This is a genomic window from Pluralibacter gergoviae ATCC 33028 = NBRC 105706, assembly GCF_001598855.1.
GTDB classification, from domain to species: domain Bacteria; phylum Pseudomonadota; class Gammaproteobacteria; order Enterobacterales; family Enterobacteriaceae; genus Pluralibacter; species Pluralibacter gergoviae.
Window position 1 is genome coordinate 153283 of record NZ_BCZS01000010.1, and the last position, 14074, is coordinate 167356.

The following is a 14074-nucleotide window of genomic DNA, read 5'->3' on the forward strand; positions in this document are numbered from 1 at the left end:
AGGCAGAAAGGAAACAAAAAACCCGCCGGTCGGCGGGTTTTTTGTGACGCAAGTGGGGATCAGAACACCATGCCCAGCAGCAGGCAGCCGACCAGGCCGCAGACCGAGATGATGGTTTCCAGCATCGACCACGACTTGATGGTCTCGCCGATAGTCAGGTTGAAGTACTCTTTAAACAGCCAGAAGCCCGGATCGTTGACGTGAGAGAAAATCACGCTGCCGGAACCGACGGCGATAACCATCAGCTCCGGGCTGACGCCGGTGGTGGCGATCAGCGGCGCTGCGATACCGCCGGCGGTGATCGCGGCAACGGTCGCCGAACCCAGAGCGATACGCAGTACCGCGGCAATGAGCCATGCCATCAGCAGCGGCGAAAGGTTAGTGGCGTGCATCATGGAGGCGATGTACTTATCCACGCCGCTGTCGACCAGCACCTGCTTGAAGGCGCCGCCGCCGCCGATGATCAGCAGCATCATGGCAATGATTTTAATCGATGAGCCCAGCGTTTCGTTGATCTGATCCATCGAGCGGCCGCGGTTGATGCCGAAGGTGAAGACCGCGATCAGTACGGCAATCAGGGTCGCCATCACCGGATCGCCGAAGAACTCCGCCACCGGCAGCAGGGCATGGCCTTTCGGCAGCACCATCTCGGCAATCGCGCGCAGGGCCATCAGCACTACCGGCACCAGCGAGGTCCAGACGCTGACGCCAAAGCCCGGCATCTCTTCGTCAGTGAAGGTTTTCGCGTTGTACAGTCCTTCCGGGATCGGCTTATCGATGCCTTTCAGGAAGCGGGCGTAGACCGGGCCGGCCAGAATAACGGTCGGGATCGCGAGGATGGTGCCAAACAGCAGTGTTTTACCCATATCCGCGTGGAAAATGGTGGCGATAGCGGTCGGACCCGGATGCGGCGGCAGGAAGCCGTGGGTTACCGACAGCGCGGCGGCCATCGGTACGCCGACGTACAGCAGCGGAATGTTGGCCGCGGCGGCGATGGTGAACACCAGCGGCAGCATCAGCACGAAGCCCACTTCGTAGAACAGCGCGAAGCCGACGGTGAAGCCGGTCAGGACCACCGCCCACTGAATGTGTTTTTTACCGAATTTAGCGATAAGCGTGGTGGCAATACGCTGCGCACCGCCGCAGTCCGCCAGCATTTTGCCGAGCATAGCGCCGAAGCCCATGATCAGCGCCAGGCTGCCCAGCGTACCGCCGACCCCGGTTTTAATAGAACCAATGACTTTATCCAGCGGCATACCCTGCATTAAACCCACCGCAAGCGCGACGAGTACCAGCGCAATGAATCCGTTTAGCTTGAAGCGGATCATCAGCAGGAGCAGTAGGGCAACCCCGATTGCAACGATGACTAATGGCATGATTTACCTGGCCTTAATTTGTTATGGGTAACTTCAGTGTGTAAGCAATAACGTTTTTACTACCTTCAGGCAGCAACATTAGCGGCACTGTTTCCGTTATCATTGTGTCCGGAAAGAATAGCTGGCTATTTTTCCCGCGACAGTACCTGCGTGAATGATACGGGTAACATGCGGGGCTTGAACATCACCTGGCGGGGTAAAATCTCAATTATGAGAAGCCGGTCATACTCTTTTACAAAGAAATGAAATTACGTAGGAGAGGAGAGGGATGCTCCGGCAGCGGACGCCGCCGGAGGCGATGAAGCTGTCAGTAGTAGGAGTGCTCGCCGCGCTGGTGCTCGGTGAGATCGCGCACGCCTTTCAGCTCAGGAAATTCGTTCAACAGTTGCTTTTCGATACCCTCTTTCAGGGTCACATCCACCATTGAACAGCCGTTACAGCCGCCGCCGAACTGCAGGATGGCGAAGCCTTCGTCGGTGATCTCCATCAGCGATACGCGGCCGCCGTGGCCCGCCAGCTGCGGGTTGATCTGCGACTGCAGCAGATACTCGACGCGCTCCATCAGCGGCGCATCGTCAGAAACTTTACGCATTTTGGCGTTCGGCGCCTTCAGCGTCAGCTGCGAGCCGAGCTGGTCGGTGACGAAATCAATTTCGGCGTCTTCCAGATAGGGGGCGCTCAGCTCGTCAACGTAGGCGGTAAGCTGCTCGAACGGCAGGGCAGTGTCGGAGGCTTCCACCGCGTCGGGCGGACAGTAGGATACGCCGCATTCAGCATTCGGGGTGCCGGGATTAATCACAAATACGCGGATTTGTGTCCCTTCTTCCTGATTTGCCAGCAGTTTGGCAAAGTGGGCTTGTGCAGCGTCAGAGATACGGATCATAGCGTTGGCCTAATAGTTGACTACTTTAGTTGGTTATAATACGCCCATCGCGGGGGGCCTACAAGGTACGACACAGGCACCATACCTGAACTGACGCGGCGCCGTTTTGCAAAAGCAGGCGGCAAAGTTCGGCGGCGGTGGCGCCGGTCGTGACGACATCGTCTATCAGGGCGATATGGAGTCCGGCCACCGGGAATTCAAGCCGAAAGGCGTTTTTCAGGTTTTGCCTGCGCCGCCGGGCCGACAGCCGGTGCTGGAGCGGCGTTGCCCGCGTTCGCCGTATCGCTTCCGGACGGTAGCGGCACCCCAGCCAGCGGGCGAGAGGGCGGCACAGCAGGTCGGCCTGATTGTAGCCCCGCCGCCAGTGGCGCAGGCGCCACAGCGGCACGGCGATCAGCAGATCCGGCTTCTCCCGCTGCGGCAGCAGGCGCAGCAGCAGCAGGCGGGCCAGCGCGCGGGCGATTTCCGGCCGGCCGCTGAACTTGAAGCTTTTCACCAGCCCCGATAGCGGGGCGACGTAGTCGTTAATCGCCACGAGGCGCCGCCACGGCGGCGGCTTTTGCAGGCAGCGGCCGCAGGGCAGGTGCGGATAGGCCGCCGGCAGCCCGCACTGCGGACACAGCGGTACGGTCGCCATGACCGCGGCCGTACAGCAGGAGCAGACTCCCCAGTGGCTCACCGCCAGCGGCATCCGGCATAGCCAGCACAGGCCGTGTATTGATAGCATAGCGCTCCTCCAATGCGACGAAAGAGACAATAACCGATGAGCGACATCTGGTGGCACACTGCGGGTGAAGGTAAATGCGATCTTGTGCTGCTGCACGGCTGGGGACTGAATGCGCAGGTGTGGGATTGCATCGTTCCGCTGCTGAGCGCGCAATTTACCCTGCATCTGGTCGATCTGCCCGGCTATGGCCGCAGCCAGGGCTTTGGCGCCATGACGCTTGATGAGATGGCGGAGCGCGTGCTGGCGCAGGCCCCGGCGCGCGCGGTCTGGCTCGGCTGGAGCCTCGGCGGGCTGGTGGCGAGCCGGGCGGCGCTGATGGCCCCGGAGCACGTAACGGCGCTGGTGACCGTCGCCTCGTCGCCCTGCTTCAGCGCCCGCGACGGCTGGCCCGGCATTAAGCCATCGGTGCTGTCGGGCTTCCAGCAGCAGCTGAGCGAGGATTTTCAGAAGACCGTGGAGCGCTTCCTTGCCCTGCAGACGATGGGCACCGAAAACGCCCGCCAGGACGCGCGGCGGCTGAAAAGCGCGGTGCTGTCGCTGCCGATGCCGTCGACGGAGGCGCTCAACGGCGGGCTGGAGATCCTCAAAACAGCCGATCTGCGCGCGGCGCTGACCGCGCTTAGCGCACCGTTCCTACGCCTGTACGGCGCGCTGGACGGCCTGGTGCCGCGCAAAATCGTCCCGCTGCTCGACGCTCAGTGGCCGCAAAGCCGGTCGCTTATCGTGGAGAAGGCGGCGCACGCGCCGTTTATTTCCCATCCGCAGACGTTCTGCGAGGCGCTGGAGGCGTTTGTCGCGGGGCGATAGGCCTTATAAATCATTTCTCAGGAGATCGACATATCGCCTGTAGATATAGCTTTTCCCACGGCTACGGCCAGTTGTTTCGACGAGAATATCGGCATTTTCAAGTACTTTTATGGCCAGACTTGCCGTGGGGAACGTCACACCAAGTTCTTGTTGGGCGCGTTCGACTGTCAGTTTTGGCATTACTGGCAGAAGCTCAAAAAGACGCAGGGCCTGTAAAGAACTTGATTTGTTTTCCAGGAGCTTTTTACGATCCATTGCAAGGAGAGAAGCAATCTGAATAATACTGTGTTGTGCCTCCTCTGCGGCTATTTCTACTCCTTCCAGAAAGAAGACTATCCATTGTTCCCAGTTGCCATTGCTTCTTATCTCAGAGAGACATCTGTAGTATTCCAACTGATGTTTTTTTAGATACCCGGAAACGTATAAAAGTGGCTCCGGTAGAACCTCCCATGTTTCAAGTAGCATTGCGATGAGCAGCCGTCCTATACGACCATTTCCATCCAGGAATGGGTGTATCGTCTCAAACTGCGCATGAACTAGCGCAATTTTTACCAGCGGTGGAAGCGACTGGCGCTCATCATGAATAAATAGCTCAAGATCTGCCAGCAAGTCGACGACGTACTCCGGCGGGGGAGGGACGAATGCTGCATTACCTGGACGGGAACCCCCAATCCAGTTCTGGCTTGTCCTGATGTGACCGGGTTGCTTATTTGTACCGCGAATGCCGTGCAGAAGAATTTTGTGCGCTTCTGTCAGTAAGCGGACTGAAACCGGGAGTCCATGAGGTGAGTTGATCTGCTCTCTGACATATCGGTATGCCTGTAGGTATTGGATAACTTCTTCAACATCATCCGCATTGGCAACAGATAATCCGGCCTCTTCATCAAAGACATCCGTAAGCGTAGCCTGAGTGCCCTCCAACTGGGATGTTAGTAGAGCTTCAAGGCGAAGAGCACTGTAGATCAACCACTCGCCAGACGAAACGAGACCAGACATTCCGGAAAGCCTGGCAAGAGCCAGTTCGGCGCTTTGGTTATGCGTTAACCATGACTCCTGGACCAGCGTGGGATTCGAAGGAGGGAGAGGTTCAGGAACAAATGCTTTCACGCGTTCCTGGTAACTGTTTGTGGTCACATAGCGACCAGATTCACGGTTCATGAAAGCTTCCTTTAATAATGTCTTTAGTTATTAAAAGACTCTTTAATAACATAGTCACGTATTAAAAGCCGCTTAAATAAACGCTATGCCGATGACTAAACAATAAGCGTCCACAGCTCCCTGCGGCACGCCTTTCCCTCCGGACAGCTTTTGCAGCTGCCGGTAAGGCACGACTGCGGGTCGTCAATGATCCGCTTAGCTTTGCCCATCGCCTCCAGGCGCAGCAGCATGGCGTCAACCATCGGCTGCGGCGTATGCAGGGCCTGGCTCAGCTGCCGGGCCTCCATCCGACCCTGCAGGGCCAGCGTATCGCGCAGTTCAATCATTGACGCCATTGCGTGTCTCCTTAGTGGCAGTCGCCGGTGGTGGTGCTGCAGCAGCTGTGGACGGTTTTGCGCGTAGCCATCAGGTTAACGTCAACCCGGCTGCGGGCCCGGCGCAGCAGGCCGAGCAGGATAACGTTAAACAGCACCACCGTCAGGATGCACACCAGGCTGTAGCGCGGATGCTGGCTATAGCTGGCGACCTGGTAGAACAGGGTAGAGAGCGAGTAGGCGATGTTCAGTCCCCACAGGATAGAGAAGCCCATCCAGCCGCGGCTCGATTCACGGGCGATGGCGCCCATTACCGAGATGCACGGAATGTAGAGCAGGACGAAGATCAGGTAGCTGTAAGCCGCCGCCGCGCTGCCGAACTTGCTGCTCATTACGCCCATCGAGCCGGTGGCCATTTCGCCGTCGCCCTTGCTGGCCTCAATCGGGTTGGCCAGCACGCTCAGGCTGAAGGTGTCCTTCAGGCTCTGCCAGGTTTCGCCGACCGCGGCGCCCAGTTCATCCAGCAGATTAAACGTCGCCGGATTAAACGCCTCCTCCTGGATATTTTCAGCGGTATAGAGCGTATTCAGGGTGCCGACCACCACCTCTTTCGCCATCGCACCGGTAAACAGGCCGACCGTGGCCTGCCAGTTATCTGCGTGTACGCCGATGGGCTTAAACAGCGGGGTGATGACCCGGCTGACCGAGGCCAGCGCCGAATCGTTGATGCTATCGGCGGCTTTGCCGTCGAGGGTAAAGCTGTTCAGCGCGCTGAGGAAGATGCTGACGATCACAATCACCTTACCGGCGCGCAGCACGAAGCCCTTCAGGCGCTGCCAGGTCTGAATAACCAGGCTCTTGAGGTGCGGCACGTGATACACCGGCAGCTCCATGACGAACGGCGAGGCTTCGCCGCGCATGATCGTGTGCTTCAGCATCAGGCCGGTAAGGATCGCCATCACGATGCCGAGCACGTACAGCGAAAAGACCGCCAGCGCGCCGTTCTGGCCGAAGAAGGCCGCAGCGAAGACGGCGAAAATCGCCAGCCGCGCGCCGCACGACATAAACGGCGCCATCATGATAGTCATCAGCCGCTCGCGCGGGGCGTCGAGGGTGCGGGCCCCCATCACCGACGGCACGTTGCAGCCGAAGCCGACGATCAGCGGCACGAAGGATTTGCCCGGCAGGCCGAGGGCCTGCATCAGGCGGTCCATGACGAACGCGGCGCGGGCCATGTAGCCGGAGTCCTCAAGGAAGGAGAGGAACAGATACATCATGCCAATCTGCGGCACCAGCGGCAGCACGGTGTTGATACCGCCGCCGATCCCCTGGGCCAGAAAGATGGTCAGCCATTCGGGGAAGTGGAGGGTGGCACCAAGCCACTGAATGCCGTGGATAAAGAGGGCCACCGAGCCGCCGTCGAATATCGGCTGCAGCGCGCCGCCGATGTTGATCGCCAGCAGGAACATCAGGTACATCACAAACAGAAAGATCGGCAGGCCGAGGAAGCGGTTAAGGATGATTTTATCCACCGCTGCGGTAAAACGGCTCGGTTCGGCGGTGAGGGTGTTGCTGACGGCGTCGCAGATGGCGGCGATAGTCTGATAGCGGGCGTCGGCGATGTGCAGAGCCGGATCGTCAATCTCGCTCTCAAGACGCGCCAGGGAGGCCTGCAGGTGCTGGCGGGCGTCACCCGCATAGGCGAGGCTGTAGATATCCCCTTCCAGCATCTGCAGCCCCAGCCAGCGGCGCTGCTGCAGCGGCATATCGGCAGGGACGTGTTGTGCCAGCACGTTGGCTTCCTGCAGCAGCGGCTGCGGATAGTGCACCAGCTCGATCGGCCGGTTGCCCTGCAGGCGGTCAATTGCCATCTTCAGGGCGTCAATGCCGCGTCCGCGGGTCGATACCAGGGGGACTACCGGGCAGCCCAGGCGGGCGGCAAGGGCGTCAACGTCGATATGTACCTGCTGCTTCTCGGCGATGTCCAGCATGTTCAGCGCCACGATGCACGGCATCCCCAGCTCCAGCAGCTGGAGCGTCAGGTAGAGGTTGCGTTCAAGGTTGGAGGCGTCAACCACGTTAATCAGCAGGTCGGCATCGCCGCTGAGGATATAGTGGCAGGCGATTTGCTCGTCGAGCGAGGTCTGCGAAGAGATCGTTGTAAGCGAGTAGGTGCCGGGCAAATCCACCAGCGTCACCTGATTATCGGTGGTGGCAAACTGCCCCTCTTTGCGCTCAACGGTAACCCCTGCCCAGTTGCCCACGCGCTGACGCGCGCCAGTTAATTGATTAAACAGGGTTGTTTTACCTGAATTCGGATTGCCAATTAAGCCAATGGTTAATTTTTTCATATTATAAACTCGTTTATTTGGCGTGAATTAACAGTTAACCGCTTCAATTTCAATGAGAGCCAGATCTTTTTTCCGCAGGACCAGGCTCACCCGGCGGGTTTCAATATGGACCGGATCGCCTAAAGGGGCGACGCGAACGACGTGAAATGAGGAACCGGGCAACATGCCGAGCGAGAGTAATTTTTGGCGATAGGCCGGACTGATATCGCGTGAGAACCCGGTGATCTTCCAGGTGCTGTCAGGAGTGAATTGCATAGGGTTGTGCTCTTTGTCGCTTGCCAAAACACTTCACACGTAGGGTCAACGTATGAAACCAACGAATTTGCCAAAGGCGAAAGGATGAAATATCAACAGTTACGATGATAATGAGAATAGTTACCGCCATCAATTGGAAAAGGACGACGAAATGTTTAACCGGCAATGTATTCACACACCTTTTGACATTGCTCAATATTCACGATGCACGTGATGTTTAATGAAAGAGGCAGTTGTTACGCAACTGAAAAATAAAAGGCGTGATTTTTAATTCAGGTAAGAAAGTATCAATGATAAGCCCTCTTAATTAATTAAGAGGGCTGAGAGGTTAATTATTTTTTCTTAAATGCTGCCGCCAGCGCGTCCATCATGGCGCTATTGCCTGCGGGCTGCGCCTCGCGTCCGCGCGGTTTTGCCGCCCGCGCCGCCGGGCGGTTGCCCTGCTCGCGATTGCCGCCGCCGCGGCGGCTGCCGCTCTCGCCGGGCTGCTCGTCCAGGCGCATGGTCAGGGCGATACGCTTGCGCTGCATGTCGACTTCCAGCACCTTCACCTTAACGATATCGCCGGCCTTCACCACGGTGTGCGGATCCTCAACGAACTTGTCCGCCAGCGAGGAGATATGCACCAGCCCGTCCTGGTGAACGCCGATATCGACAAAGGCGCCGAAGTTGGTGACGTTGGTCACCGCGCCTTCCAGCACCATGCCCGGCAGCAGGTCGTTCATGGTCTCGACGCCGTCGGCAAACTTCGCGGTTTTGAACTCGGGGCGCGGATCGCGGCCCGGTTTTTCCAGCTCTTTGATGATATCGGTCACCGTCGGCAGGCCGAAGCGCTCGTCGGTGAAGTCCACGGCTTTTACGCTGCGCAGCGCGCTGCTGTTGCCCATCAGATCGCTCAGCGCCTGCTCGGTGGCGGCCAGAATGCGCTCAACCACCGGATAGGCCTCCGGGTGGACAGTGGAGGCGTCCAGCGGGTTGTCGCCGTGATTGATGCGCAGGAAGCCCGCGCACTGCTCAAAGGCCTTCGGCCCCAGGCGGCTCACCTTCAGCAGCTGCTGGCGGTTCTGGAACTGGCCGTTCTCATCGCGCCAGGCGACGATGTTCTGCGCCATCATCCGCGTCAGGCCGGCCACGCGGGTCAGCAGCGGCACGGAGGCGGTATTGAGATCGACGCCGACGGCGTTCACGCAGTCTTCGACCACCGCATCCAGCTTACGCGCCAGCTGGCTCTGGCTGACGTCGTGCTGGTACTGGCCGACGCCGATGGATTTCGGGTCGATCTTCACCAGCTCCGCCAGCGGGTCCTGCAGGCGGCGGGCGATGGAGACCGCGCCGCGAATAGAAACGTCCAGATCCGGAAACTCCAGCGCCGCCAGCTCGGAGGCGGAGTAAACCGACGCGCCCGCTTCGCTGACGATCACCTTCTGGGCGGTGACTTTCGGGAACTGCTTCTGTACGTCGAGGTAGAAGCGCTCGGTTTCGCGCGAGGCGGTGCCGTTGCCGATGGCCACCAGCTCGACGTTATGCTTCTCGCACAGCGCCGCTACCGCCACCGCAGCCTTCGCCGCCTGGCCGGTGTGGGGATAAATGGTGTCGGTCGCCACCAGCTTGCCGGTGCCGTCAACCACCGCCACCTTGACGCCGGTGCGCAGGCCCGGATCGAGGCCCATGGTAGCGCGCAGGCCCGCCGGAGCGGCCATCAGCAGATCGTGCAGGTTGCGGGCGAAGACATTGATAGCCTCATCTTCCGCGCGTTCGCGCACGGTGCCCATCAGCTCGGTTTCGAGGTGCATCAGCACCTTGATGCGCCAGGTCCAGCTCACCACGCCCTTGCGCCAGCTGTCCGCCGGGGCATTATTCAGGCGCAGGCCGAGGTGATCGATGATGATCTGCTCGCAGTGGCTCTCTTTCGGCGGCTCATCAAACTGCGGGTCCGGATTGAGGGAGAGCTGGAGAATACCTTCGTTGCGGCCGCGGAACATCGCCAGCGCGCGGTGGGAAGGCACGGAGGAAACCGGTTCATGGTGATCGAAGTAGTCGCGGAACTTGGCGCCTTCCTCTTCTTTACCGCTGACCACGGTCGCCACCAGGTGGGCGTTGCGCCACAGGTAGTCGCGGACCTTCGCCAGTAGCTGGGCGTCTTCGGCGAAGCGCTCCATCAGGATATAGCGCGCTCCGTCCAGCGCGGCTTTGACGTCCGCCACGCCTTTATCGGCATCGACGTATTTTTCGGCCTCTGCCTCCGGCGTATGGGACGGCTCATTCCACAGCAGCTCCGCCAGCGGCTCAAGACCCGCTTCAATGGCAATCTGCCCGCGGGTGCGGCGCTTGGGCTTATAGGGCAGGTAGAGGTCTTCCAGCTCGGTTTTGCTCAGGGTGGCGTTGATGGCGCTTTCCAGCTCATCGCTCAGTTTGCCCTGTTCGCCGATGGACTTGAGGATAGCCTGGCGGCGCTCTTCCAGTTCGCGCAGGTAGCCAAGACGGGTCTCAAGCGTGCGCAGCTGGGTATCGTCCAGCCCGCCGGTGACTTCCTTACGGTAGCGTGCGATAAACGGCACGGTGTTCCCTTCATCAAGCAGGCGAACGGCGGCTTCAACCTGCTCGTTCCTGGCCTGAAGTTCACCCGCAATTATGCGGCAGAGCGAATTATTCATCATGGCTATATTTCATTCGGTGGAGTAAAAAACAGGGGATAGTTATACGGACAGACGGCTAAAAATGCCAGTTGCCGTCCTGCCAATCGGAGTACTCTGGCGGATCACTTCACATACTCAATCTCGTTAACGTACCAGCTCGCCTCTCCGGCAGGTGTCTGCACCACGGCGAGATCGCCGACCTCTTTTTTGAGCAGCGCCCGGGCCATCGGCGAGTCGATGGAGATATAATCCTTGCGGCCAAAGATTTCGTCGTAGCCAACAATGCGAAAGCGCTTTATGTCGCCGTCGTCGTTCTCAATTTCAACCCATGCGCCGAAGAACACTTTCCCTTCCTGTTGCGGGGAGTAGTCGACAATTTTCAGACGTTCGAGGCACTTTGTCAGGTAGCGAACCCGCCTGTCGATTTCGCGCAGGCGCTTTTTATTGTACTGATAATCGGCGTTCTCGCTGCGGTCGCCGAGGCTGGCGGCCCAGGTCACCTTCTTTGTGACTTCCGGGCGCTCTTCGCGCCACAGATAGTCCATCTCTTTTTTCAGCTTTTCGTACCCTTCGCGGGTAATAAGCGGGGTTTTCATGCATCTTACCTTCAGGCTGAGATTCCTGGCACATAGTACCAAAGATGCTTAAAAAAAGGCTTTCTGTGATGAAACGTACAGATAACCTGCTGTAAAATATGCTTTGTAACAATTTCGGCTAGAATTTATACCAGATTTAGCTGGAGCAAAACCTATGCTTTTTTAAGAATACGCACTCACGATTGTTGCGAATCTTCTGGGAGTAAAAACAATGCAAGAGAATTATAAGATTCTTGTTGTGGATGACGACATGCGCCTGCGCGCGCTGCTGGAACGTTATCTGACCGAGCAGGGCTTCCAGGTTCGAAGCGTAGCCAACGCCGAACAGATGGACAGGCTGCTGACCCGTGAATCCTTCCACCTGATGGTGCTGGATCTCATGCTGCCCGGTGAGGACGGCCTCTCTATCTGCCGCCGCCTGCGCAGCCAGAGCAACCCGATGCCGATCATTATGGTGACGGCGAAAGGGGAAGAAGTTGACCGTATCGTCGGCCTGGAAATTGGCGCCGACGACTACATTCCAAAACCGTTTAACCCGCGTGAGCTGCTGGCCCGCATCCGCGCCGTGCTGCGTCGCCAGGCCAACGAACTGCCGGGCGCGCCGTCGCAGGAAGAGGCCGTTATCGCCTTCGGCAAATTTAAGCTCAACCTTGGTACCCGCGAAATGTTCCGCGAAGATGAGCCGATGCCGCTCACCAGCGGCGAATTTGCGGTGCTTAAGGCGCTGGTCAGCCATCCGCGCGAGCCGCTCTCCCGCGATAAGCTGATGAACCTCGCCCGCGGCCGCGAATACTCGGCGATGGAGCGCTCCATCGACGTCCAGATCTCCCGCCTGCGCCGCATGGTGGAAGAGGATCCGGCCCATCCGCGCTATATCCAGACCGTATGGGGTCTTGGCTACGTCTTCGTGCCGGACGGTTCTAAAGCATGAGGCGACTGCGCTTCTCGCCGCGAAGTTCGTTTGCCCGTACGCTGCTGCTTATCGTCACCCTGCTGTTCGTTAGCCTGGTGACGACCTATCTCGTGGTGCTGAACTTCGCCATCATGCCGAGTCTCCAGCAGTTTAATAAGGTGCTGGCGTACGAAGTCCGTATGCTGATGACCGACAAACTGCAGCTGGAGGACGGCACGCAGCTGGTGGTACCGCCGGCGTTTCGCCGCGAGATCTACCGCGAGCTGGGCATTTCGCTTTACTCTGACGAAGCGGCGGAAGACGCAGGGCTGCGCTGGGCGCAGCATTATGAGTTCCTCAGCCAGCAGATGGCCCAGCAGCTGGGCGGCCCGACGGAAGTGCGCGTCGAGGTCAACAAAAGCTCTCCCGTCGTCTGGCTGAAAACCTGGCTGTCGCCCAACATCTGGGTGCGCGTGCCATTGACCGAAATCCATCAGGGCGACTTCTCGCCGCTGTTCCGCTACACCCTGGCAATCATGCTGCTGGCGATTGGCGGCGCATGGCTGTTTATTCGCATCCAGAACCGGCCGCTGGTCGACCTGGAGCACGCGGCGCTGCAGGTGGGGAAAGGCATTATTCCGCCGCCGCTGCGCGAATATGGCGCCTCGGAAGTGCGATCGGTCACCCGCGCCTTCAACCACATGGCGGCGGGCGTCAAGCAGCTTGCCGATGACCGCACCCTGCTGATGGCCGGCGTCAGTCACGATCTGCGCACGCCGCTGACCCGCATTCGCCTGGCGACAGAGATGATGGGCGAGCAGGACGGCTATCTCGCCGAGTCCATCAACAAGGACATCGAAGAGTGCAACGCTATCATCGAGCAGTTTATTGACTACCTGCGCACCGGCCAGGAGATGCCGATGGAAGATGCGGATCTCAATGCCGTACTCGGTGAAGTGGTGGCGGCGGAAAGCGGCTACGAGCGTGAAATCGAAACCAACCTGCAGCCCGGTGAAATTCCGGTGCGGATGCACCCGCTTTCCATCAAGCGCGCAGTGGCGAATATGGTGGTGAACGCCGCCCGCTACGGCAACGGCTGGATCCGGGTGAGCAGCGGCAGCGAGCAGAATCGCGTCTGGTTCCAGGTGGAAGATGACGGTCCCGGCATTCAGCCGGAGCAGCGGCAGTACCTGTTCCAGCCCTTTGTGCGCGGCGACAGCGCCCGCAGCACCAGCGGAACCGGTCTGGGGCTGGCGATTGTTCAGCGCATTGTCGATAACCACAACGGCATGCTGGAAATCGGCACCAGCGAGCGCGGTGGCCTGCTGATACGCGCCTGGCTACCGGTGCCGGTGATGCGTGTCGTCAGCAGCCTGAAAGAGAGCTAAAAAAGCCCCGGCAGATAAACATCTGCCGGGGCTTTTAACTACTGCATGCGGTGATTTACAGTTTCGGACCTGCCGCCACCAGCGCTTCGCCGGCCGGGGTGTCGGTGTACTTCTCGAAGTTATTCACGAACAGCTTCGCCAGCGCCTGGGCTTTCTCCTGCCACTGTTCCGGGGAGCCGTAGGTGTTGCGCGGATCGAGGATATGGGTATCGACGCCCGGCAGCCGGGTTGGGATCTGCAGGTCGAACATCGGCAGGGTGAACGTTTCCGCATCGTCCAGCGAGCCGTTGAGGATAGCGTCGATGATAGCGCGGGTATCTTTGATGGAGATACGCTTGCCGGTGCCGTTCCAGCCGGTGTTGACCAGATAGGCCTGAGCGCCTGCGGCTTTCATGCGCTTAACCAGCACTTCCGCATACTGGGTCGGGTGCAGCGACAGGAACGCCGCGCCGAAGCAGGCGGAGAAGGTTGGGGTCGGCTCGGTGACGCCGCGCTCGGTGCCCGCCAGCTTGGCGGTAAAGCCTGACAGGAAGTGGTACTGGGTCTGATCTGCGGTCAGGCGCGAGACCGGCGGCAGTACGCCAAAGGCATCGGCGGTCAGGAAGATGACTTTGGTCGCGTGGCCTGCTTTGGATACCGGCTTAACGATGTTTTCAATGTGGTAGATCGGGTAAGAGACGCGGGTGTTTAA

At 59.2% G+C, this 14074-nt stretch carries 13 protein-coding genes; 3 read left to right on the top strand and 10 right to left on the bottom strand.

The genetic code is table 11. The annotated features are described in order from the left end of the window. Positions 1-59: 59 nt before the first annotated feature. The 3 genes from gntT to gntX all read right to left on the bottom strand — a co-directional run bounded on the left by gntT (position 60) and on the right by gntX (position 2986). Positions 60-1376 (bottom strand): gluconate transporter, encoded by a 1317-nt coding sequence (gene gntT, locus ENGE1_RS12460; protein WP_043081206.1) that lies wholly within the window; start codon positions 1374-1376, stop codon positions 60-62. A gap of 307 nt (positions 1377-1683) precedes the next feature. Continuing rightward, positions 1684-2259 carry a Fe-S biogenesis protein NfuA gene (gene nfuA, locus ENGE1_RS12465; RefSeq protein WP_043081205.1) on the bottom strand — a complete coding sequence of 192 codons (576 nt, stop codon included), beginning with the start codon at positions 2257-2259 and terminating at the stop codon, positions 1684-1686. 58 nt (positions 2260-2317) lie between these two features. Next, positions 2318-2986: a DNA utilization protein GntX gene (gene gntX / locus ENGE1_RS12470; protein ID WP_048254530.1), complete on the bottom strand. Its 669-nt coding sequence runs from the start codon at positions 2984-2986 to the stop codon at positions 2318-2320. 36 nt (positions 2987-3022) lie between these two features. Between gntX and bioH the strand changes: the two genes are divergently transcribed. Next, positions 3023-3793, top strand: a complete 771-nt coding sequence (gene bioH / locus ENGE1_RS12475; protein ID WP_048254528.1) for a pimeloyl-ACP methyl ester esterase BioH — start codon at positions 3023-3025, stop codon at positions 3791-3793. Between the two features lie 3 nt (positions 3794-3796). Here bioH and ENGE1_RS12480 read toward each other — a convergent pair whose 3' ends face one another. The 6 genes from ENGE1_RS12480 to greB all read right to left on the bottom strand — a co-directional run bounded on the left by ENGE1_RS12480 (position 3797) and on the right by greB (position 11103). Beyond that, the gene (locus ENGE1_RS12480; protein WP_048254526.1) at positions 3797-4951 is read right to left on the bottom strand and encodes a Fic family protein; all 1155 of its coding nucleotides are present in this window, start codon (positions 4949-4951) and stop codon (positions 3797-3799) included. Positions 4952-5046: 95 nt separating this feature from the next. Further along, positions 5047-5286 carry a [Fe-S]-dependent transcriptional repressor FeoC gene (feoC, locus tag ENGE1_RS12485; RefSeq protein WP_043081201.1) on the bottom strand — a complete coding sequence of 80 codons (240 nt, stop codon included), beginning with the start codon at positions 5284-5286 and terminating at the stop codon, positions 5047-5049. Positions 5287-5297: 11 nt separating this feature from the next. Next, positions 5298-7616 (bottom strand): Fe(2+) transporter permease subunit FeoB, encoded by a 2319-nt coding sequence (gene feoB / locus ENGE1_RS12490; protein ID WP_048254524.1) that lies wholly within the window; start codon positions 7614-7616, stop codon positions 5298-5300. Between the two features lie 27 nt (positions 7617-7643). Continuing rightward, on the bottom strand, positions 7644-7871 hold the full coding sequence (gene feoA, locus ENGE1_RS12495; RefSeq protein ID WP_045288320.1) for a ferrous iron transporter A: 228 nt from the start codon (positions 7869-7871) through the stop codon (positions 7644-7646). A 332-nt stretch (positions 7872-8203) separates the two neighbouring features. Continuing rightward, positions 8204-10528: a Tex family protein gene (locus ENGE1_RS12500; protein ID WP_043081198.1), complete on the bottom strand. Its 2325-nt coding sequence runs from the start codon at positions 10526-10528 to the stop codon at positions 8204-8206. A 101-nt stretch (positions 10529-10629) separates the two neighbouring features. Then, positions 10630-11103 carry a transcription elongation factor GreB gene (gene greB / locus ENGE1_RS12505; protein ID WP_043081196.1) on the bottom strand — a complete coding sequence of 158 codons (474 nt, stop codon included), beginning with the start codon at positions 11101-11103 and terminating at the stop codon, positions 10630-10632. Between the two features lie 211 nt (positions 11104-11314). Between greB and ompR the strand changes: the two genes are divergently transcribed. Further along, a complete protein-coding gene (gene ompR / locus ENGE1_RS12510; RefSeq protein ID WP_001157751.1) occupies positions 11315-12034 on the top strand; it encodes an osmolarity response regulator transcription factor OmpR in 720 nt (239 codons plus the stop codon). Next, positions 12031-13383 (top strand): two-component system sensor histidine kinase EnvZ, encoded by a 1353-nt coding sequence (envZ, locus tag ENGE1_RS12515; protein WP_043081188.1) that lies wholly within the window; start codon positions 12031-12033, stop codon positions 13381-13383. The genes ompR and envZ overlap by 4 nt, the downstream gene beginning before the upstream one ends. A gap of 55 nt (positions 13384-13438) precedes the next feature. Here envZ and ENGE1_RS12520 read toward each other — a convergent pair. After that, on the bottom strand, positions 13439-14074 hold a 636-nt coding region (locus tag ENGE1_RS12520; protein ID WP_155731554.1), incomplete at its 5' end, for a phosphoenolpyruvate carboxykinase (ATP).